Source organism: Intrasporangium chromatireducens Q5-1, from assembly GCF_000576575.1.
Classification (GTDB): domain Bacteria; phylum Actinomycetota; class Actinomycetes; order Actinomycetales; family Dermatophilaceae; genus Intrasporangium_A; species Intrasporangium_A chromatireducens.
On the sequence record NZ_AWQS01000069.1, the window covers coordinates 1 to 18,828 of the forward strand.

21 protein-coding genes are annotated in these 18,828 nt (G+C 68.9%); 13 read left to right on the forward strand and 8 right to left on the reverse strand.

The genetic code is table 11. The features are described 5' to 3' along the window. Window positions 1-768, reverse strand: a 768-nt coding sequence (locus N864_RS10205; RefSeq protein ID WP_034716145.1) for an IS3 family transposase, incomplete at its 3' end; no start/stop codon positions are given. After that, window positions 765-1,175 (reverse strand): transposase, encoded by a 411-nt coding sequence (locus N864_RS10210; RefSeq protein WP_034716164.1) that lies wholly within the window; start codon window positions 1,173-1,175, stop codon window positions 765-767. The genes N864_RS10205 and N864_RS10210, both read right to left, overlap by 4 nt. A gap of 283 nt (window positions 1,176-1,458) precedes the next feature. Here N864_RS10210 and N864_RS10215 point away from each other — a divergent pair, with 283 nt between their 5' ends. Together N864_RS10215 and mscL are read left to right on the forward strand one after the other, a co-directional pair. Further along, window positions 1,459-1,665: a hypothetical protein gene (locus tag N864_RS10215; protein ID WP_034716147.1), complete on the forward strand. Its 207-nt coding sequence runs from the start codon at window positions 1,459-1,461 to the stop codon at window positions 1,663-1,665. Window positions 1,666-1,828: 163 nt separating this feature from the next. Beyond that, entirely contained in the window at window positions 1,829-2,194 is a 366-nt protein-coding gene (gene mscL / locus N864_RS10220) for a large conductance mechanosensitive channel protein MscL (protein ID WP_034716150.1), read from the forward strand. 362 nt (window positions 2,195-2,556) lie between these two features. Here mscL and N864_RS23635 read toward each other — a convergent pair whose 3' ends face one another. Continuing rightward, a complete protein-coding gene (locus tag N864_RS23635) occupies window positions 2,557-3,177 on the reverse strand; it encodes a hypothetical protein (protein WP_051518430.1) in 621 nt (206 codons plus the stop codon). 301 nt (window positions 3,178-3,478) lie between these two features. On the opposite strand from N864_RS23635, the gene N864_RS10230 reads away from it, so the two are divergent. Beyond that, on the forward strand, window positions 3,479-3,676 hold the full coding sequence (locus tag N864_RS10230) for an antitoxin (RefSeq protein ID WP_034716152.1): 198 nt from the start codon (window positions 3,479-3,481) through the stop codon (window positions 3,674-3,676). Between the two features lie 339 nt (window positions 3,677-4,015). Here N864_RS10230 and N864_RS10235 read toward each other — a convergent pair whose 3' ends face one another. Then, window positions 4,016-4,864, reverse strand: coding sequence for a COG4705 family protein (locus tag N864_RS10235; protein ID WP_240474285.1), 849 nt, complete (start codon window positions 4,862-4,864; stop codon window positions 4,016-4,018). A 222-nt stretch (window positions 4,865-5,086) separates the two neighbouring features. Between N864_RS10235 and N864_RS10240 the strand changes: the two genes are divergently transcribed. Continuing rightward, window positions 5,087-5,758, forward strand: a complete 672-nt coding sequence (locus tag N864_RS10240; RefSeq protein WP_051518435.1) for a DedA family protein — start codon at window positions 5,087-5,089, stop codon at window positions 5,756-5,758. Between the two features lie 127 nt (window positions 5,759-5,885). On the opposite strand, the gene N864_RS10245 is transcribed toward N864_RS10240, so the two are convergent. Together N864_RS10245 and N864_RS25660 are read right to left on the reverse strand one after the other, a co-directional pair. Next, window positions 5,886-7,229 carry a HAMP domain-containing sensor histidine kinase gene (locus N864_RS10245; protein ID WP_034716154.1) on the reverse strand — a complete coding sequence of 448 codons (1,344 nt, stop codon included), beginning with the start codon at window positions 7,227-7,229 and terminating at the stop codon, window positions 5,886-5,888. Window positions 7,230-7,395: 166 nt separating this feature from the next. Next, entirely contained in the window at window positions 7,396-7,788 is a 393-nt protein-coding gene (locus N864_RS25660; RefSeq protein ID WP_205620911.1) for a hypothetical protein, read from the reverse strand. 10 nt (window positions 7,789-7,798) lie between these two features. Between N864_RS25660 and N864_RS25665 the strand changes: the two genes are divergently transcribed. From N864_RS25665 to N864_RS10270, 5 genes are all read left to right on the forward strand, one after another. Continuing rightward, window positions 7,799-8,065, forward strand: coding sequence for a hypothetical protein (locus N864_RS25665; RefSeq protein WP_205620912.1), 267 nt, complete (start codon window positions 7,799-7,801; stop codon window positions 8,063-8,065). Then, window positions 8,062-8,841: an ABC transporter ATP-binding protein gene (locus N864_RS10255; protein WP_205620913.1), complete on the forward strand. Its 780-nt coding sequence runs from the start codon at window positions 8,062-8,064 to the stop codon at window positions 8,839-8,841. Before N864_RS25665 ends, N864_RS10255 begins: the two co-directional genes overlap by 4 nt. A gap of 50 nt (window positions 8,842-8,891) precedes the next feature. Further along, window positions 8,892-9,593 carry an ABC transporter ATP-binding protein gene (locus N864_RS10260; protein ID WP_205620914.1) on the forward strand — a complete coding sequence of 234 codons (702 nt, stop codon included), beginning with the start codon at window positions 8,892-8,894 and terminating at the stop codon, window positions 9,591-9,593. Then, window positions 9,590-12,310 carry an ABC transporter permease gene (locus N864_RS10265; protein WP_034716158.1) on the forward strand — a complete coding sequence of 907 codons (2,721 nt, stop codon included), beginning with the start codon at window positions 9,590-9,592 and terminating at the stop codon, window positions 12,308-12,310. Before N864_RS10260 ends, N864_RS10265 begins: the two co-directional genes overlap by 4 nt. Window positions 12,311-12,378: 68 nt before the next feature. Further along, window positions 12,379-13,149 (forward strand): response regulator transcription factor, encoded by a 771-nt coding sequence (locus N864_RS10270; RefSeq protein WP_155892896.1) that lies wholly within the window; start codon window positions 12,379-12,381, stop codon window positions 13,147-13,149. Between the two features lie 112 nt (window positions 13,150-13,261). Here N864_RS10270 and N864_RS10275 read toward each other — a convergent pair whose 3' ends face one another. Beyond that, complete coding sequence (locus tag N864_RS10275; protein ID WP_051518431.1) at window positions 13,262-13,750, reverse strand: phosphatase PAP2 family protein; 489 nt, start codon at window positions 13,748-13,750, stop codon at window positions 13,262-13,264. A gap of 176 nt (window positions 13,751-13,926) precedes the next feature. Between N864_RS10275 and N864_RS10280 the strand changes: the two genes are divergently transcribed. Further along, a complete protein-coding gene (locus N864_RS10280) occupies window positions 13,927-14,574 on the forward strand; it encodes a mechanosensitive ion channel domain-containing protein (protein ID WP_051518432.1) in 648 nt (215 codons plus the stop codon). 374 nt (window positions 14,575-14,948) lie between these two features. Here the strand turns inward: N864_RS10280 and N864_RS26240 are convergent, their stop codons facing one another. Next, on the reverse strand, window positions 14,949-15,077 hold the full coding sequence (locus tag N864_RS26240; protein WP_276203103.1) for a hypothetical protein: 129 nt from the start codon (window positions 15,075-15,077) through the stop codon (window positions 14,949-14,951). A 436-nt stretch (window positions 15,078-15,513) separates the two neighbouring features. On the opposite strand from N864_RS26240, the gene N864_RS10285 reads away from it, so the two are divergent. Genes N864_RS10285 through N864_RS10295 form a run of 3 tightly spaced genes read left to right on the forward strand, consistent with a single transcriptional unit; the run spans window position 15,514 to window position 18,457 of the window. After that, a complete protein-coding gene (locus N864_RS10285) occupies window positions 15,514-17,094 on the forward strand; it encodes a replication initiator (RefSeq protein WP_051518433.1) in 1,581 nt (526 codons plus the stop codon). Between the two features lie 14 nt (window positions 17,095-17,108). Further along, the gene (locus N864_RS10290) at window positions 17,109-17,312 is read left to right on the forward strand and encodes a helix-turn-helix transcriptional regulator (RefSeq protein WP_034716160.1); all 204 of its coding nucleotides are present in this window, start codon (window positions 17,109-17,111) and stop codon (window positions 17,310-17,312) included. Then, window positions 17,309-18,457, forward strand: a complete 1,149-nt coding sequence (locus tag N864_RS10295) for a tyrosine-type recombinase/integrase (protein ID WP_034716162.1) — start codon at window positions 17,309-17,311, stop codon at window positions 18,455-18,457. The genes N864_RS10290 and N864_RS10295 overlap by 4 nt, the downstream gene beginning before the upstream one ends. The last annotated feature ends 371 nt before the right edge of the window (window positions 18,458-18,828 follow it).

An 18,828-nucleotide genomic window follows, 5' to 3' on the forward strand; every position in this document is an offset into this window, starting at 1 on the left:
GCAAAATGAACGACGGTCAACAGCCAGCGAGCCGAAGCTCTCGGGGAAGACCGGCGCGTACTTCAGGGTCTTGAACGCGGCCTCGCTGTAGGGGTTGTCGTTGCTGACGTGCGGCCGAGAGTGGGAGCGGGTCACGCCCAGGTCGACCAGCAGTTGCGCGACGGGTTTGGAGGTCATCGAGGTGCCCCGGTCGGCGTGGACCACGTCCGGGACGCCGTGCACCCCCATCGCCTCCTTGAGCATCTCCGTAGCCAGGTGCGAGTCCTCCCTCGCGGCGACGGTCCACGCCACGACGTAGCGGGAGAAGATGTCGAGCACGACGTACAGGTCGTAGTACACCCCGCGCTGGGGTCCGCGCAGCTTCGTGATGTCCCACGACCACACCTGCCCGGGCTTGGTGGCGAGCAGCTCCGGCACCGTCCGCGGCGGGTGCGTCGCCTGCGAACGACGCTCTCCCGCAGCGTGGTTCGCGCGCAGGATCCGGTGCATCGTCGACATCGAGCACAGGTAGGTGCCCTCGTCCAGCAGCGTCGCCCAGGTCTGCGCGACGGACTTGTCGACGAACCGGTCACAGGTCAGCACGGCCAGCACGTGGGCCCGCTCGGCCGGGGTGAGCGCGTTGCCCGGCGCCGGCCGCGGCGCCCGTTCACCGGCCGGGACGGGCGGGCGCAGCGAGCGGTAGTGCCCCGCCCGCGAGCGGCCCAGCAGCCGGCACGCCTCCACCGTGGAGGTGTTCTCGGCGAGCTCGGTCACAAGCGGGTTGATCACCGCGTCGAGCGCGGCGGCGTGTCCGCGCTCTCGGAGAGCGTCTCCAAGAGCGCGTGTGCTTTTCCCACCAGGTCCAACGCCGCCCGGGTCCGGGCCAGCTCGGCCTCCGCCTTGCTGGCCCGCGCGGTCAACGCCTCGATCTGCGCGTCCCGCGGGTCCTTCCGGACCCGCCCGCCGGCCGCCGCGCGTTGCCCACCGGGCCCGGCGCTCGTGCGGCGCCACTCGACCAGATGTGAGGTGTACAGGCCCTCCCGCCGCAGGATCTCCCCCCGCTCGCCCCGCTCGGCGGCCTCGTACTCCGCGAGGATCCGGTCCTTGTACTCCTGGGTGAACCGGCGCCGCTTCGGCCGGTCTGCTCGTGCTGCCACAGCCACATCATCAACCGTGGGCAGGTCCGCCATCGTCATCGTCATCATCCTCAACCAAACTCGCCCCGTGCAGAGGGAAGGAAATCACCGACCTGTCTCACCCGATCCTGACGCACAGGGGGGAGGGGGTGTGCGACAAGACCTGCGCCTGGAATCACAGCCTGGGCCGCCATGGGCGCGCCTGCTGGTGCGAGCATGGACGTCGCCGCTGCTGAACGTTCACTGACTCCTGCCGTGTTGGGAGTGCGGGGTGGGACCTGTCGGGTGTACATATGCACCATGGCACGCCATGTCGGCGGCCACTGACAACGCAGGAGTGATCATGGGCGACATCGCCAGCAAGGTCGACAAGGCGTTCGAGGCTTCATCCCTGAGTGAGCTGGCGGATGCGCCGGTGGATGCGCTGCAGGGCGTCAGCGCCGGCGACGCGGAGCACCTCAAGGCCGCCTTCAACATCAAGACGGTGCGTGACCTCGGCACGAACAAGTACTTCCTGTGGGCGCAGGCCATCGCCAAGCTCGCCGAGTAGCCACATTCTTCGGCTGATGTACCAGGGGACCCATCGGCCGTCCGGCCCACTCTCACGGTGGAGCCGGCGGTCGGACATCTCGGGCGGGAAGCACCCCGACCCGAGGACCCCGTCCAAACCCTCGACACCCTCGACACCGTCGAGCTCTGACAAAGGAGAACCGATGCTCAAAGGTTTCAAGGACTTCATCATGCGAGGCAACGTCGTTGACCTCGCGGTCGCCGTCATCATCGCCGGCGCCTTCGGCAAGGTCATCGAGGCGTTCGTCACCGTGATCATGGACGTGGTCGGCAAGCTCGGCGGTACCCCGAACTTCTCCGCTTGGGCGCCCGGCGGTGTGCACCTCGGCACGTTCATCACGGTGACGATCAGCTTCCTCATCGTGGCTGCGGCCGTGTACTTCATGGTCGTCGCGCCGATGAACCACCTCGCCGCCCGGCGGGCGGCCGGGGTCGAGCCGGAGCCCGAGGCGCCGTCGGAAGAGGTCCTGCTGCTCACCGAGATCCGCGACGCCCTGCGGTCGCGCTGACCTGGCTCTCAGCCAGCGGCGGGCGACGCGATACCAGTGACCGCCTCCCGTGCGGGAGCCCTGTGGAGGGGGCCGACGCGCGGGAGGCTCACACCGCACACCGACACGCTTATTTAGGGGTGCCCCTCATCCGCGGCGGTCCCTTTGACGTGAGCAACGACCGGGGCGCTCTCCGGCCGAACTGCCGGTTGGTCGTCGGAGTCGGCTCACGAGGCCTGGGCGCAGCACGTGACTGGTCCCGCGATTGGGTTGTCTGTGATCAATTGGTGCGCGCCTTCCAGGCACGGCGAAAGTGTTGGGTCCCCGCTTGGCCGCCACGGCCCCCTTGGGTTTCGGCGCGGTCATCGGTCAGGCGGCCGGGGTCAGGCGCCGCTGGTGTTTGTGGTCTCCGTGATTGGGAGTCCGGCGGTTCTCGCCTGCTGCTCGATGGTGGTCACGGCCTGTTGGGCGTCGCCGATGAAGCCGAGGTTGCCGGCGAGGGCTTGGCTCTTGAAGCCGGCGAGCTTGCCTTCGAGCTGGGTCATCGGCTGGACCAGGACCTTGCAGAGGGTGGGGTTGGCCTTGATGTTCTCGGTGGCGTTGAGCAGCAGCTTCGCGTCGAGCGCGGCGGCCCCGGCAGCCTTGACGATGGCCAGGGTGCGCCCGTTGGCTCCCTTGTTGAATGAGCCGGCTTGCCACGGCTTGTAGAGGTAGCGGTGGAAGGTTCCTGCAACGATGCCGAGATCGGCGACGAGTCGGGTCTTGGCGAAGGCCCGCGTGTTGGAGGTCGGGCAGCCTGAGGCGGTGTCCGTTCCGGTGGCCGGCGCGGACCCCGACGTGCTCGAGCCCGGGGGCGCTGCCGATGCCGGCGCGGACGAGGCGCCGACGGCAGGCGACGCGGGGGTCGTGGTCGCCTTCGGTCCACAACCGGCGAGAGTGACCGACGCGGCAACGAGGGGCAGGCAAAGCGCGAGGACGCTGTGGCGGCGCGTAGTGGTGGTCATCGTGCTCCTTCTCGGCCCCGCGCTCAGAAGCGAGCCGCGGCCCCGTCCTGGGGCATCGACCATCGCAGCGCCTGCTGGGAGTTTCGTGCATGGCATCTGTCAGGTTGCGGCGCGCTGGGTCCGTCATGGCCGGCCCTGTCGTCCAGCGTGCACTGGGACGGTCCGATCCCGACGGCCCGAGCTGGGCGGGACGAGCGGGACGGCCAACCGCCGATTGGGGCCTCTGGTGGAGCGTCGTCGTCGCGAGTAGGTTCCTGACCACTGCACCAAGCAGTACGGTGCCCCGGCAGAAGGGTCCCTCATGGACTTCAACGAGATCGTGGACCAGGCGAAGAAGCTCGCAGGCGAACATCCCGAGCAGGCGAAGGCGGCGCTGGAGAAGGCTGAGGGCATCCTCGACGAGCGCACCGGCGGCAAGTTCACCGACCAGATCACCAAGGGCGGCGACGCTATCGAGGGACAGCTCGGCCTCCAGCCCGACAACCCGACGGGCCAATGAGCTGCTGCTGACCAATCCGGCAGCCCACTGTGATTCACAGTCATGCTGCCCGCTAAGGAGCGGCACTCGGGCTGACAGGTGACGACGTCGGGCGGCGGCGACGGGTGTCGCCGTGCTCCGCGTGCGGACGGTCGCACGCAGCACCTCCGTCAGCGTGTCGTCCAAGGTGCGCGCCCTAAACGACAGTTGTGGGTCACACGCATGCGCTCGAAGGCGGAGCTCCCGCGTCCCGTGTTGCTCTGCGGCCCTCGCCTCCTTGGATTTTGCAGGAAGGCGAGGGCCGTGGGCCGGGACGATCTCCTCGACATATCAGGTCTGGGGTCAGACGCCCCCTGTTTCTCAGTCGACGAGCGCGTCGTCCTGATCCGTTCGCCTAGCCAGGACCGTCTCGGGGGCGGGCTCGGCCACGGGCGTCTGGTCGCGTCGGGTCACGCTCAGATAGGTCACGATGGCGAGGATGGTGGCCAGGAAGAGCAGGCTGGTCCAGGCGGTGCCGAGGCCAAGTCCGCCGTCGGCGGGGTCGGAGCCGAGGAAGTCGCCGAGGTTGGCGCCCAATGGCCGGGTCAGGATGTAGGCGACCCAGAAGCACAGGGTGGCGCCCGCGCCGACGCGCCAGACCAGTGCGGTGACGGCGATGAGCCCGGCGGGCAGCAGCACCGACGCGCCCGGGGTCCACCCGGTCAGGTCGAGCGTCCAGTCGCCGGCTGCGGTGCCCAGCGCGAAGGTCACCAGGACCGTGAGCCAGTAGAACGCCTCCCGGGGGCGGGTGATGATGGAGTGGATCGACAGTGTCCGCTCCCGGGAGTACCAGATCCCGAAGACGGCCGCGAGTACCACCGTGAAGACGCCGGTGGTCAGCGACAGCGGGACGTTGAGGTTGTCGGTGAGGTTGTCGGTGAGCAGGGTGCCGACGACGCTGATGAGGACGACGACGGTCCAGTAGGCGGCCGGCACGTAGCGCCGGAGCCGGAACTGCACGATCAGGGCGGCCGCCAGGGCGAGGCTGAAGATGACGGTGGTTGTGGACAGTCCGAGCCCGATGGTGGTGTTGAGGTAGTCGGCGAGGCTCTCGCCGACGGTGGTGCACAGGATCTTGATGATCCAGAAGTAGATCGTGACCTCGGGCACCTTGTTGAGCATCTGGCTCAGGGCCCGGGGAGGTGAGGGGGGTTTGGGTGTCGCGGACATGGGGCGGTCTCCTTGAAACGGGTCGGTGCCACGGGAAAGGCAAACGCGACAAACCAACCGAGCCGCCTTGACCGAAACCTGAGGAGCCTCTGCGTTTTCATGGGGACCACCCCGCGGAGCCACGGTTTCGGGGTCGATCACGCACGATCCCGCCGATCGTGAACACTTGGTGAACTGTCCACAGGTGGCGTCCATGGGTCGCCGGTTACGGTTGGCCCCGTGATGACCGCACTTGCACCGGCGATCGCACCGGCGATGGCACCGACTCTTGGACCGAGCTGGCTGGACCCCAACTACCTCTTCGCGACCTACGGCGCAGCGTTCTTCGTCGTCTCGCTCGTCTTCGTCTTCATCGAGTGCGGGCTGCTCTTCCCGTTCCTGCCCGGGGACTCGCTGCTCTTCGCGATCGGCCTGTTCATCGCGGCGGGCAAGCCGCACCTGCCGTCGTTGCTCGTGGCCCTTCCCGCCCTGATCGTGGCCGCGTTCCTCGGCAACGTCGTCGGCTACGGCCTGGGCCGCGTGATCGGCGTGCCCCTGCACCAACGGGACGGGCGCATCGTCAAACGCCGGTACCTCGATGAGTCCCGCGCGTTCTTCGACCGGCACGGCAGCAAGGCACTGGTGATCGGCCGGTTCGTGCCGCTGGTGCGGACCTTCATCACCCTCGTCGCCGGGGCGAGCCGGATGCCGCGCCGGCACTTTGTCCTCTGGAGCGGCGTCGGTGCCGTGCTCTGGGTGCCGGTCATCACCCTGCTCGGCTACTCCCTGGGCTCCGCCTTCCCGGCGGTCGGCAAGAACCTGGACGTCGCCATCGTCGTCATCGTCGTCCTCTCCCTCGTGCCCGTCGCCCTCCAGTGGTGGCGCCACCGACGCGCCGTGGACGAGGCCATCTGAGCCGACCCGACACGCACGAGCCCGCCATCCACCGGGAGGGCTCGAGCGCCTGAGCTCCTGCTCGCGGCTCGAAAGAGTCAGCCTTGGCTCTCGGGCTCTCGGGCTCTCGGTTGTCGGCTGCGAGTTCCTATCGCTGCGGATCGTCGCTGGCTGGTGCCGGGTCCGGTTCAGCGGGAAAGAGAGGAACCATAAGAGTGAAACGGGTCGGCTGCTGCCGAGTCAGGGCCAGCCGGCCGCCATAGGCCTCGGCGATCGATCGCCCGAGGGCCAACCCGATACCCAGTCCGTCGCTGCCGGACTGGCCTCGCCGGAAGAGCTCCTCGCTACGGGCCTGGACCGAACCCTCGTCGGCGACGTCGATCGCGACGAACGAGCCGAGGTCACGGAAGACGACCGTGACGCGTCCGGCACCATGGTGCATGGCATTGTCGAGGAGGATCTTCAGAATCTCCGTGACGACGAACTGCGGAAGGAACAGCGCAAGGTCGGTCTGGGCGGTGACGACCAACGGGCGCCCCGCCTCGGACAGCGGGCCGTGCCATCGCCGCTCGATCTCGGTGCCGAAGTCTTCGACGCTGCGGACCGGGGCCGCGCCCAACACCCCCGCCTCCGGGCGGGCGAGCTGGATGACGTTGTCGATGGTTCGCTCGAGATCCCGCACCTGCCCGAGCGCATCGACCAGTGCGGCGTGAGAGTCCGCGGCCGCTGCGTTGCCATCGGAGCTCAGCGCGTTCTGCAGTCCCAGGGCCAAGCCGGTGACGGGGGTCCGTAGCTGGTGAGAGATGTCAGCGGTGAGTCGGCGTTCACGGGCGATGAGGTCGCAGAGCCGGTCGAGCATCTCGTTCTGCGTCCGTGCCAGTCGGACGAGCTCGGGTGTCCCGACAGGTTCGGTTCGTCTCTGGAGGTCTCCGCTGGCGACGCGCTCGGCGGCCGACGCCAGTGCCTCGAGCGGGGTGCTGAGGTATCGCGCCTGGCGTCGCGCCACGAGGACCGCGACGCCCAGAGCGAGCGCGGCGGACAGCGCCAACGCTGCCCAGGCCAGAAGGATCCCCGCAAAGGTCTGGCTCGTGGGGGCTGAGGCTCGAACGACCGCGATGACTCTCTCACCTACGGTGACCGGAACGGCGACCACGAACTCAGCGCCGACCACGCCCTCAGACTCAACTCCGCGGGCAGCTGCGCGGGTGACGGAGTCGGCAGTTGCGGGTCCTCCCGCGGTCGGGGACCTGCGGGTCAGCGAGGCGTCGTAGACGGCGACCTTCTTGTCGCTTTCCACGGGAGGGAGCTCTACGGGGTCACCCGCCAGGAAGTCCGGCCCGACCTGCCGGGAAGCGAGCAGTGCTGTGCGTTCGAGCTCGCTTCGTTCCTCGTTGAGGATCGTGGCCCTGGCGGCCAACGCCAACGGAATGCCGAAGAGGACCAGGGCGACCGAAACCGCCACGACGGCCACGCGGATGATTCGTCGACGCATGCCTGTCATCCTCGCGCGCCCCGGGTCCAGTCTCGAGTGCCTGGCAGTCCCTGGCGTGATGGGTCGGGAAGTTTTGCCCTCCTCTAACCCAGAGTCGCATCACGCTTAACCACCGCATTTCTAGCGTGGTGTCCGAGGTCGATTCGGGCGCAACCAGGGAGAGGCATCACATGACTGTCACCAGGATCCGGCTTGCAGCGGCGATGGGGACGGGAGCCATCCTGCTCTCCGGCTGCAGCAGCACCCCCTCCTCGCCCGCGCCTGCCCCCACATCTGCGCGGGTCACAGCGACTTCGACCAGCGGTCCGGGGTCGCAGCCCGCCGCGTCATCGCCAGGCTCCGCGTCCCCGGCCGCCACCGAGAGCAACCCGCCCGGGGACATCCCCGACACGCAGGTGTACGTGCCCTTCACGCCCAGCGGCGCAAACGTCAGTGTCAAAGTCCCCGAGGGATGGGCCCGCACCACGACGGGAGCGTCCACGGTCTTCAGCGACAAACTGAACCGCATCGAGGTCCACATCACCAAGGCCACGACCGCGCCCACGACCTCAACGGTCATGAACGTCGACGTGCCTCAGCTGCAAGGCAGCGTGCCGAAGTTCGCCTCACCCAAGGTGGGGACGGCGAGGCGAGCAGGACAACCGGTTGTGCTGCTGACCTACCAAGGTGACTCGGCGGTGGATCCCGTGACGGGCAAGGTGGTCCGGGACGCGTTCGAGCGGTACTCGTACTCTCACGCCGGGATTCGAGTGGACCTCACCCTCTCGGGTCCTGTGAACGCGGACAACGTCGACCCGTGGCGCACCGTGTCTGACTCCCTGCGGTGGACACCGTGACCTCCCTGAGCGGGTCGAACGCCGCGTCGTCGGTCTCGTCCGGCCCCGTGACCGGGAACGGGAGACCCACAAGCTCGGAGCCAACGGCCGCCCTCACCGCTGATCGCCTCTACCGGTTCTTCCGCACCGGCGAGGAGGAGACCCTCGCCTTACGTGGAGTCTCGTTGACCGTCGCTCCCGGAGAGACCGTGGCGGTGGTCGGCCCATCCGGGTGCGGCAAGTCCACCCTGCTGGGATGCCTCGCCGGACTCGACGAGCCCGACGGCGGAACCGTGCGTGTCGGCGGGCAGCGGCTCAGCCACCGCCCCGAGGCTGACCGCGCGCGACTGCGCGCCCGGCGCATCGGCGTCCTGCTGCAGAGCCGCAACCTGCTGCCACATCTCAACATCCGCGCCAACATCGAGCTCGCCCGCACGGCCTGCCACGGACGCACGCAGCGGCGGGGGACGACCGAACGCCCGGGCGCACCCGTCGCGGTGATGGACCTGCTCGAGCGGGTCGGTCTGGCACGGCGCGCTGAGGCATACGCCTCGGAGCTCTCCGGTGGCGAGCTCGCCCGTGCGGGCCTGGCGGTCGCGCTGGCCAACGACCCAGACATCGTCCTGGCCGACGAACCCACCGGCGAGCTCGACGGAGACACCGAGCAACACGTGCTCGAGCTCCTGCGCGACCGAGCGGGGGCGGGCGCCGCCCTGCTGGTTGTCACCCACAGCCCACGCGTCGTCGCCATCGCCGACCGCGTCATCCACCTTCACGACGGGATGGTCACCTCATGAGCTCGCCTGGTCCGACGCCTCGACCCGCCCTCGCAGTGAGCTGCGAGGGAGTGGCTCGCACCTTCGGCCGCGGCGAACGAGCCGTCGTGGCCGTGCACGGCAGCAGCTGCGAGGTGCCCTTCGGGGCGCGCATCGCGATCGTCGGGCCCTCCGGCTCAGGCAAGTCGACGATGTTGCACATCATGGCCGGCCTGGAGACGCCCACCGCAGGACGCGTGTCCTGGCCCGGTCTCCCAGCCACGGATGCCGAACGGCGCGCACAGATCGGCGTCGTCTTCCAGAGCCCGAGCCTCGTGCCGGCCCTCACGGTGGCCGAGAACGTCGCGCTACCTCTCGTGCTGGCCGGCGTGCCCGACGCGGAGGCTGAGGAACGCGTCACCGAGGCGCTGGAGCTGGTACAGGTGAGCGAGCTCGCTACCCAACTCCCCGAGGAGCTGTCCGGGGGACAGGCCCAACGGGTGGCCGTCGCACGTGTCCTGGCGAGCAGACCGTCGCTGATCCTGGCCGACGAACCCACGGGACAGCTGGACCGGGCGAACGGCCAACACCTGGTTGACGTGTTGCTCGCCACGGCCGAGGAGCTCGATGCGGCCCTGGTGGTCTCTACCCATGACATCGAGGTGGCCGACAGGCTGAAGGACCGGTGGCTGATGCACGAGGGTCGACTGAACACGGACGAGGCGTGGCTGAACCATTCGCGCGCGCCGCGTGGCCCACAAGCAAGCGCGACCACAGTCGGTGACCGACGATGACCGGCACCTGGCTGATGGGTCTGCTGCGCCGGCGCGGGGGGCGCCTGCTGGCGGTCAGCGTCGGTATCGCCGTCGCCGTCTCCCTCATTGCCTCCCTCGGGACATTCCTGACGGTCTCGCAGCAGACCATGACTGCGCGAGCCCTGCGATCGGTGGCCGTCGACTGGCAGGTCGAGGTCCAGCCGGGGGCTGACCCCGCCGCAGTTCGGGCCACCGTTGCCGGGTCCAACGGGGTCCGCGCAGCGTTGCCCGTCACGTTCGCGCGCAGCACCGGGCTGCAGGCCACCGCTGGAGGGACCACGCAGACGACCGGTGCCGCGATGGTGCTCGGGCTACCGGACGGCTACCGGGCGCAGTTCCCCGGGGAGATTCGCCAGCTCAGCGGCGCCCCGAGCGGCGTGCTCGTGGCTCAGCAGACCGCCTCGAACCTGCACATCCGCCCGGGCAGCCAAGTGGCCATCAGCTTCGGCGGGTCACGATCAGCCACAGTCACCGTCGCCGGCGTCGTCGACTTACCCCAGGCCGACTCGCTGTTCCAGAAGGTCGGGGCCCCCGTTGGTGCCCAGCCGTCGGCGCCGCCGGACAACGTGATCCTGCTGCCCGCGGCCACGTTCACCAAGGTCGTCGGTGACCAGCCTGCGGCGACGCCCGCCCACGGGGTCCGGACGCCCGCTTCCCCGGCTTCCCCGGTGGTCCCGGTGACGACCCAGATCCACGTCGCCCGGTCCGCGCCGCTTCCCAGCGACCCGGCCGGTGCCTACGCGGCAGTCCTGGGAGCCGCGCACAACCTCGAGGCGACCTTGGCCGGTACCGGGGTGGTCGGCAACAACGTGGGCGCAGCCTTGGACGCTGCCCGCTCGGACGCCGCCTACGCCCAGATGCTCTTCCTCTTCCTGGGGCTGCCCGGCGCCCTGTTGGCCGCCATGCTCACGGCGGCCCTCGTCGGCGCTGGGGCACAGCGTCGCCGCGACGAACAGGCACTGCTCCGCACCCGCGGACTCCCTCCGCGGGCGATCGGACGACTCGCTGCCATCGAGGCGGCACTCGTCGCGGGCGGGGGAGCCGTTCTCGGGCTGGTCGCGGGCGCGATCGCCTCTCGGTGGGCTTTCGGGTCGAGCAACGCAACCGCCTCAGACGGGCCGCTCGGCGTGCTCGGGCTCTCCCCGGCGTGGGCGGTCTTCGCGGTCCTGTTCGGCGCCGTCATCGCCGGAGCGACGGTGCTGGCGCCCGCCCTGCGGGACCTGCGCCACCTCACCGTCTCCCACGCCCGGCACGCCGTAGGCCGGGCCCGGTCCCCCTGGTGGATGCGGTTCGGCGTGGACATCGCCATCCTCGCAGTCGCCCTGGTCGTCTTCTGGGTCTCCAGCAGTGACAACTACACGCTCGTCCTGGCACCCGAAGGTGTCCCGTCCATCTCGGTGTCTTACTGGGCCTTCCTCGGACCGACCCTGCTGTGGCTGGGAGGCGCCATGTTTCTGTGGCGCCTGGCCACCATGAGCCTCACATACGGCCGCGGCCCGTTGGCCCGCTTCATCGCGCCGCTGACCGGTCGACTGGCCAAGCCGGCAGCGGCCACCATGTCACGGCAACGGCGTCCCCTGACCCGGTCCGTCGTCCTGCTCGCTCTGGCGATCTCGTTCGCGGCCTCGACCGCGACCTTCAACGCCACCTACCAGCAGCAAGCCGAAGCCGACGCGCAGCTCACGAATGGCGCGGACGTCGCGGTCACCCCGGCCCCGGGCGCGCCCCTGTCCGCGGCGGCGACCACAGCGATCGCCCGAACGCCTGGCGTGACCCATGTCGAGCCCCTGCAGCACCGCTTCGCCTACGTGGGCGCCGACCTGCAGGACCTGTACGGAGTGCATCCGAACAGCATCGCCTCGGTGACCGCGCTACAGGACGCGTACTTCCAAGGCGGCACCGCGCGCCAGCTGATGGCGACCCTCGCTGCCAAGCCTGACTCGGTCCTCGTCAGCGACGAGACCGTCAAGGACTTCCAGCTGCACCCCGGTGACCTGCTCAACCTGCGCCTGGAGAACCAGAGCACCCACCACCTGACCACCGTCCCCTTCCATTACGCCGGAATCGCCAAAGAGTTCCCGACGGCCCCCAAGGACAGCTTCTTCGTCGCCAACGCCGACTACGTGGCCAAGATGACAGGGTCCAACGCGGTCGGGACCTACCTGGTCGACACTTCCGGCACGAACCAGCCGGCCGTCGCTGCCGCTCTGCGCAACACCCTCGGCACCAGCGCCACCGTCACGGACATCACCCACACCCGGGCCGCCGTCGGATCGAGCCTGACCTCGGTCAACCTCGCCGGGCTCACCCGCCTCGAGCTCGCGTTCGCCGTCATCCTGGCGGCAGGGTCCGGAGGGCTGGTGCTGGCCATCGGCCTGGCCGAACGACGCAGGACCATGGCGATCATCTCCGTCCTGGGCGCTCGACGTCGGCAACTGCGAGGCCTCGTCATGGCAGAAGGGGCTGTCGTGGCAGTAGGCGGACTGCTCGGCGGCGCCCTCATCTCCTGGGCCCTGACGCAGATGCTCGTCAGGGTGCTGACCGGGGTCTTCGACCCGCCACCGTCCAGGATCGCACTCCCCACGGTGTACCTGACCGTGACGGTGGTGACCGTGGTGGCCGCTCTGGCAGCAGCCGCGGCGTTCAGCGCCCGGTCATCGACCCGACCGGCAGTCGAGGAGCTGCGTGATGCCTGACCGCTGGGCTGTCGCGGTGAGGGACCGGTCACAGCCGTCCGAGACCTTCGGGCCCTAGCATCGAGGCCATGTCACCGACGTGGGGATCCTCCGGCGTGCCGGTCGTCATCGTCGAAGACGACGCCGTCATCGGCCGCCACCTCCAACAGGCCCTCGAGAGCCACGGCTACCACGCCAGCTGGTTCCGCACCGGCCAAAGAGCCCTCGAGCACCTCCGCACCTGCCCCTGCGAGGTGATGCTCCTGGACCTCGGGCTACCGGACTCGGACGGCGTCGACATCGCCCGGCAGGTCCGCGCCGAGTTCTCGGACCTGTTGATCATCATGTTGACCGCCCGCACCGCGGAGATCGACGTCATCGCCGGACTCGACGCCGGCGCCGATGACTACCTCACCAAGCCCTTCACCGCAACGGTTCTTCTCGCTCGCCTCCGAGCCCACCTACGCCGCCACACGACGAACGACAACGCCCAGCCTGCCAGCACCGTGCTCGGCGCACTCACCCTCGAGCGGTCCTCCCGACGAGTCTTCGTCGACGGCCACGAACTACGACTGCGCGCCAAGGAGTTCGACCTCCTCGCGGCCCTGGCCGACCAGCCCGACACCGCAGTGAGCCGCGAGAAGCTCATGGCCCAGGTGTGGGACGAGAACTGGTACGGCTCCACCAAGACCCTCGACGTCCACATCGCACATCTGCGATCGGTCCTGTTCGCCGCCGCGGCCAACGCCGGGGAACGGATGCCGACCATCACCACACTTCGCGGGCACGGCTACCGCCTGGACGCCCCACCGCGCACCGGAAGTGGAGACCACCAGGGGCGGCAACCGGAACCGCAGTGAGCCGTCACCGAAAGTGGGCGTTCGTTGCATCACCGTTCAACGCCCGTGAACCGTGCTGCGCCGGAGCCTTCCGCGGTGCGGCGCGCTCTCGTCTCAGCCCCCCGCCAACCGGTCAGGAGACGCGCGATGCGCTCTGCCGGGCCACCCAGGTACGCATTGCCACACGAGCCAGCGTTACCCCAGCTGCGGCCGCCATGAGCCCGATCCCGAGCCCGCCGATGATGTCGGGCACGTGGTGCACGTGAGCAGCCACGCGGGACATGCCCACGACCACGGCGAGCAGCACCAGCAGGATGCCGATGCGTCGTCGGTACGCCAGCACGAGGCCCGCGACGGCAGCCGCTGCGGCCGTGTGGTCGGACGGGAAGCCGTTGTCGGCAGCATGCGCGATCGCCGGCGCCACCCCGTCGACCAGGAAGGGACGAGGATCAGTCCAGATGGCGCTCGTGACTACGATCAGGACCCCGACAACCGCGAGGGCCAGCACCCCTGCGACGACGAGTTCCACCTTGCGGGGCCGGTCCAGCGTGAGCCATACACCCGCTGCAATGAGCAGGACGAGAAAGAGGGTGTAGGTCGCCAAAAGGGTCACGAGGGTCACCGACCCATGATGCCTGTCCTTTTCTGTGTGCCGGCTGCGAGGGCGACTGTCGACGACCTGTTTGCAGTCTCCCTTTCGGGGTGCGTCAAGGTGGGGCGATTACCGTGCTGGGGGCGCTCCGGCGACCGCCGGGGCCCGCGACCGCGTCCGACCTCTGCCACCGGGAGCCCTTGCCTGTGAAGCTGTCCCTTCTCACCGCCACCGCCACCGCACTACGGGCGCGCGCCGACCTGCGCCGGGCCGGCGCCGCCGCAGCATTCTCGTTCGTCGTGCTCGTGGTCGTCGCCACGTTCGGCGTGCCGCAGTCGCCACAGCTGACGCCGCGCCTGGTCACCTTCCTCGGCGCGGTCGTCTTCGCCGTGAGCGCTGCCATCGCCGTGCGCTACACGGCGAACGAGCTCGCCGGGGTCGTCGGGGCCCGAGCCAGCGCCGGCACGGCGTCGAACCTGCGGCTCTGGGTGACGATGATCGGCTACGTCCTCGTCGGGGTCCTGGCGCTCACCGTGCTGCACGTGCCGATCGAGAAACTGCTCCTCTCCGGGGCGATCACCGGTGTCGTCATCGGCATCGCCGCCCAGCAGGCACTGGCCAACCTCTTCGCCGGCCTCGTCCCGCTGACCTCGCGCCCCTTCGAGATCGGGTCCTGGATCCTGCTCAAGTCCGGCGCTCTCGGGGGCGAGTACCACGGTCGGGTGGTCGGCATCGGCCTGACCTACACCGAGATCATCACTGAGGACGGCCCGTTCTCCCTGCCCAACGCTGGCGTTTTGGCTTCTGCCACCGGCCGACGCGGCCCAGAAGAGACCTCCACGACGGCCGCCTGACGTCGTGGTGACCAAGTCCGACGTTCGACGTCACGGGCGAGTAGCCCTGAGGCTGACGCGGGCGACGGGTGGGGTGACGGGGGCGTACGGGAGAGCGCGTTCCTGCGTCCCGTTCTGGCCTTCTTTCGCTAAGTCGACCGCCCCCTTGAGCGCCCGGGTGATGATCACGCCGCCCTTAGGCGGCCTCTCAGTCCGGCCAGCAAGCTTCTGTCAGCACGGTCCGAGAGGCACCACGGTCAGCGGTACGCACCGACCCCATGGCCCGCGGGTGGTCCCGGGATCATGCGTACCAACGCCTGGACCACCGATCAACGCTTGCGCGTGAAGATCCCACGCCTGATGGGCCACGAGACGGCGCCAACCAAGGGGATCGCCTAAAGCAACAGCGGTGGCGTCGCATCATCGAGCCAGTAGGCCATCCAAACCAAGGCTCCGATGAAGATCAGGCTCGCGGGCCAGTCACGAACCGTGCCGCGGACCTCCCGCGATGGACGCTCATCCATGCAAGAACGCTAACCCGCCCGTCGCCGAAGGTCTATTCCCGCGCGTCACCCAAGAGCTATTCCCGCGCACTCATCCGCGGTCTCTCGGCGTGTTTCTTCGTCCCGGACCCCCCGGGGTGTGGATGGTGGGAGTGCGGACATACCTACACAAATATTCTGAACTGACGAAACTGCGGGCTTGATGCCCTGGGGGTCGGCTCCCCACCCCGGCCAGAGGCCATCCCAAGCGAATTGCCGTCACACACCACACTCACTCTTTCTGGTCCGCCATCTTCTTCGTGACCTTTTGACGTGGTCGGCGTGTGAGCAACCCCCGCGGCGCCGGCATCTCCTTCATCGTTTCGGGGCCGCCCTTCGGACCGGGTGTGTCGTGCAGCGCGGGGTTGCATCAGCTGCACGGCACACCCACCCGGACCAGGGAAGGGGGTGGCCGAAGATGACCCGGGCAACACGAGACCGCATCTGGGACGCCGTCCCCCTACACCCCGCCCAGCACGCCGACGAGCGTCTGGGATCCGCTCCCACGGGTGAGGACCACCCACTGGACCTGGGCCACCTCGACGCCGCCACCAAGGCCCAGGTCATCGCCCGGCTACTGTCACGGGACTTCGACGCCTGGTCCGAAACCGCCTCCCGAGTCGGGCACTGCGCCAAGCCGATCCGCCTACACGGGTCCTCGCAGACCGTCGACACCCGAACCGGCGAGGTCCTCTCGAGCTTCTCCTCGACGGATGCCCCGCTCGGGGTGCTGCACGTGCGGTGCGGGAACCGGCGCGCGGCCGACTGCCAGTCCTGCTCGAGGGTGTATGCCGCGGACACGTTCCACCTGATCCGGGCCGGCGTCACCGGCGGCAAAGGGGTGCCCGAGGAGGTCGCGGAGAACCCGCTGGTCTTCGCGACGCTGACCGCGCCGTCGTTCGGGCTCGTCCACGGCACCCGGGGCGGCCGCCCCTGCCGCCCTTTCACCATCAAGGGCCAGGACCGGGTCTGTGAGCACGGCCGCCCGACGGTCTGCCACACCCGGCATGGGGATGGGGACGAGCAGGTCGGGCAGCCCCTGTGTCGGGACTGCTACGACTACGAGAGCCACCTCGTCTGGCAATGGTGGGCACCCGAGCTGTGGCGCCGGTTCACCATCGACCTGCGTCGCGCCCTCGCGAAGCACCTCGGCGTCCCCGAGTCGAGGCTAGGACAGCTGGTGACGGTGCAGTACGCGAAGGTCGCCGAGTACCAGCAACGCGGCATCGTCCACTTCCACGCCCTCATCCGCCTCGACGGACCCAAGACAGTGGGCGGGTTCGCCCCAGCCCCGGCCGGCCTGAGCGCGGCGCTGCTGGCCCGGCTCGTCGAGCAGGCCGCCGCCGGCGTGGTCTTCGACGCCCCGCCGCTGCACGAGGGCGACGTGACGCGGCGGCTGCGGTTCGGCGCCCAGCTCGACGCCCGACCCGCCACCACCGCCCGCCGGACCGATGACCCCGACCGGGCCCTGGCCCCGGAGCAGGTCGCCGGCTACCTCGCGAAGTACGCGACGAAGTCGGCCACCGACAGCGTGAACACCGACAGCCCGCACGCGCGGCGGCTGCGCGCCACGATCGCCGCCGTCACGGACCGGATCCACACCGACGCGCGCGTTGAGGACAACCCGGTGGGCGACCACCCGTACGGGCTGCTGTTCAAGTGGCGGCACATGCTCGGCTTCCGGGGCCACTTCTCTACCAAGTCCCGCCGTTACTCCGTGACGCTCGGACAGCTCCGCCGTCGACGGGTCCGCTACCAGCGCGCCCTGGCCGCCGCGCACCGAGAGGGCCGGACCATCGACGTCCGCGACCTCGATGACCTCCTGCAGGACGACACCGAAGAGACGACCCTCGTCATCGGCCACTGGACCTACGCCGGGACCGGCTGGGACACCGACGGCGACACGGAGCTCGCCAAGGCCGCCGCCGCCCGCGCCCGCGAATACGCGCAAGAACGAGCAGCACAGCGAATGAATTTTGGATCACGTAAGACAATCTGAGTGAGGAGAAGACAATGAGCGAGACGAAGAATGAGATCCAACCTCCGCAGCTTCTGAACGCCAACGAGGCTGCCGCATGGTGCCGCATCACGGTGGGCACCCTCAACCACCTCCGCATTCATGGCCGATTCGCGCCTGCCGTCCGGGTCGGTAAGCGGTGTTTCTGGATGCCGCAGGACCTACTCGCCTGGCTGGAGTCACAGAAGGAGCCGGCGTGATCCTCAAGAGGCCCAACGGGAAATGGAGAGTCCAGGTCAAGCACCGGGGGTCTGTCGTGGCCGATCGGACCTTCGGACGCCGGGGCGATGCTGCCCGTTGGGAGATGGAGCAGAAGCGGCTGCTTCTGTCGGGCGAGTTCGTGTCGCCCGCGGCGGGGCGCATCACCGTGGCCGAGCTGGCGGAGGAGTACCGCGACTCTCGGAATGGTCAGGTCTCGGTGCGGGCTTGGGAGTCGGACGAAAGCGCCCTGCGCGTTCACATCGTGCCTGCCTTCGCGAAGTTGCCGATCTCCTCGATCACGGTCGTCCATATCGAGCGTTTCCTCACGGACCTCGCAGTGTCGCGCTCCGTCCGAACGGCGGCCCGCGTCCGCACGACCCTTCGAGGACTCTTTCGCTACGCCGTTCGGACCAGGCGCATCGCGAAGTCGCCTGCCGAGGACGTGCCGCTCCCTCGTCCGGACTCGCGGACCGGCAAGGTGGTGGAGGTCGCCCCGTTCACCATCGCGCTGCTGCTCCAGGTGGTGGACTCGCAACGCGTGCACACGAAGCGCTACGCCGATATCACTCTCGTGCTGGCCTTGACCGGGCTTCGATTTGGTGAACTACGCGGGCTCCGGGTGCGGGACCTTGTCGTCGTGCCGTACCCCGGCCTCGTCGTGAAGCGGTCCATTCCGCAGTCGGGGCGCACTGGTGCGGTGATCGAGCGGGCCACGACAAAGAGCGGTCGTTCACGCCTCGTCCCGCTGACGGATCTCGTCCGCCCGGTCGTCGAGTCCTGGGCAGAAGGTCGCGAGCCGGACGACTTGCTCTTCCCGGCTCCTGAGGGCGGGTACCTCTCGGCACAGAACTGGAGAAGGGCCGTCCGTTGGACGACAACGGGGCTCGGCAGGCGCCCCCACGACCTGCGCCACACTGCCGCAAGCCTCTGGATCGCGGCCGGCGTCGACATCAAGACGGTGTCGTCGTGGCTCGGCCACTCGACCGCGAAACTGACGCTCGACACGTACGGGCACCTGATGGGTACCGATGCCGACCGGGCGGCGCTGGACCGCGTCAACAAGGCCCTCGGGAACCCCACGGGAACCCAGCGGGGGAGCGTGCCGATTCGGAGCGTCGAGGAAGAGGCTGAAAATGGCTCTTGACCTGCGGAAATGTAGTCGTGCCCCCGGCAAGATTCGAACTTGCGACACCCGCTTTAGGAGGTCCACGTCAGCCGGGCGCGGTGCAAGTCGTTGACGTGCAGAAACGCCGAATCCGTTTGCGGCAGAGCCATATTCAGTTCTTCGCTGTTACACGGCGGCTTCGGTTGTTTGACGGTGTCTTGGCCCCTCTGGCGGAATCAAGGCGGAATCCTGGGTCAGCGTTCTTGCGCCAGGCGGTTGGCCGTCGGGCGCCACGCTGCAGGGCGGGGTGCACACTGGACTGCGGTAGACCGTCACTTCAGCTACAAGCTCACCCCGGATGAGTACAACAACCCCACTTGTTGTTGGGGCACGCTAACCTCGAAATTGCA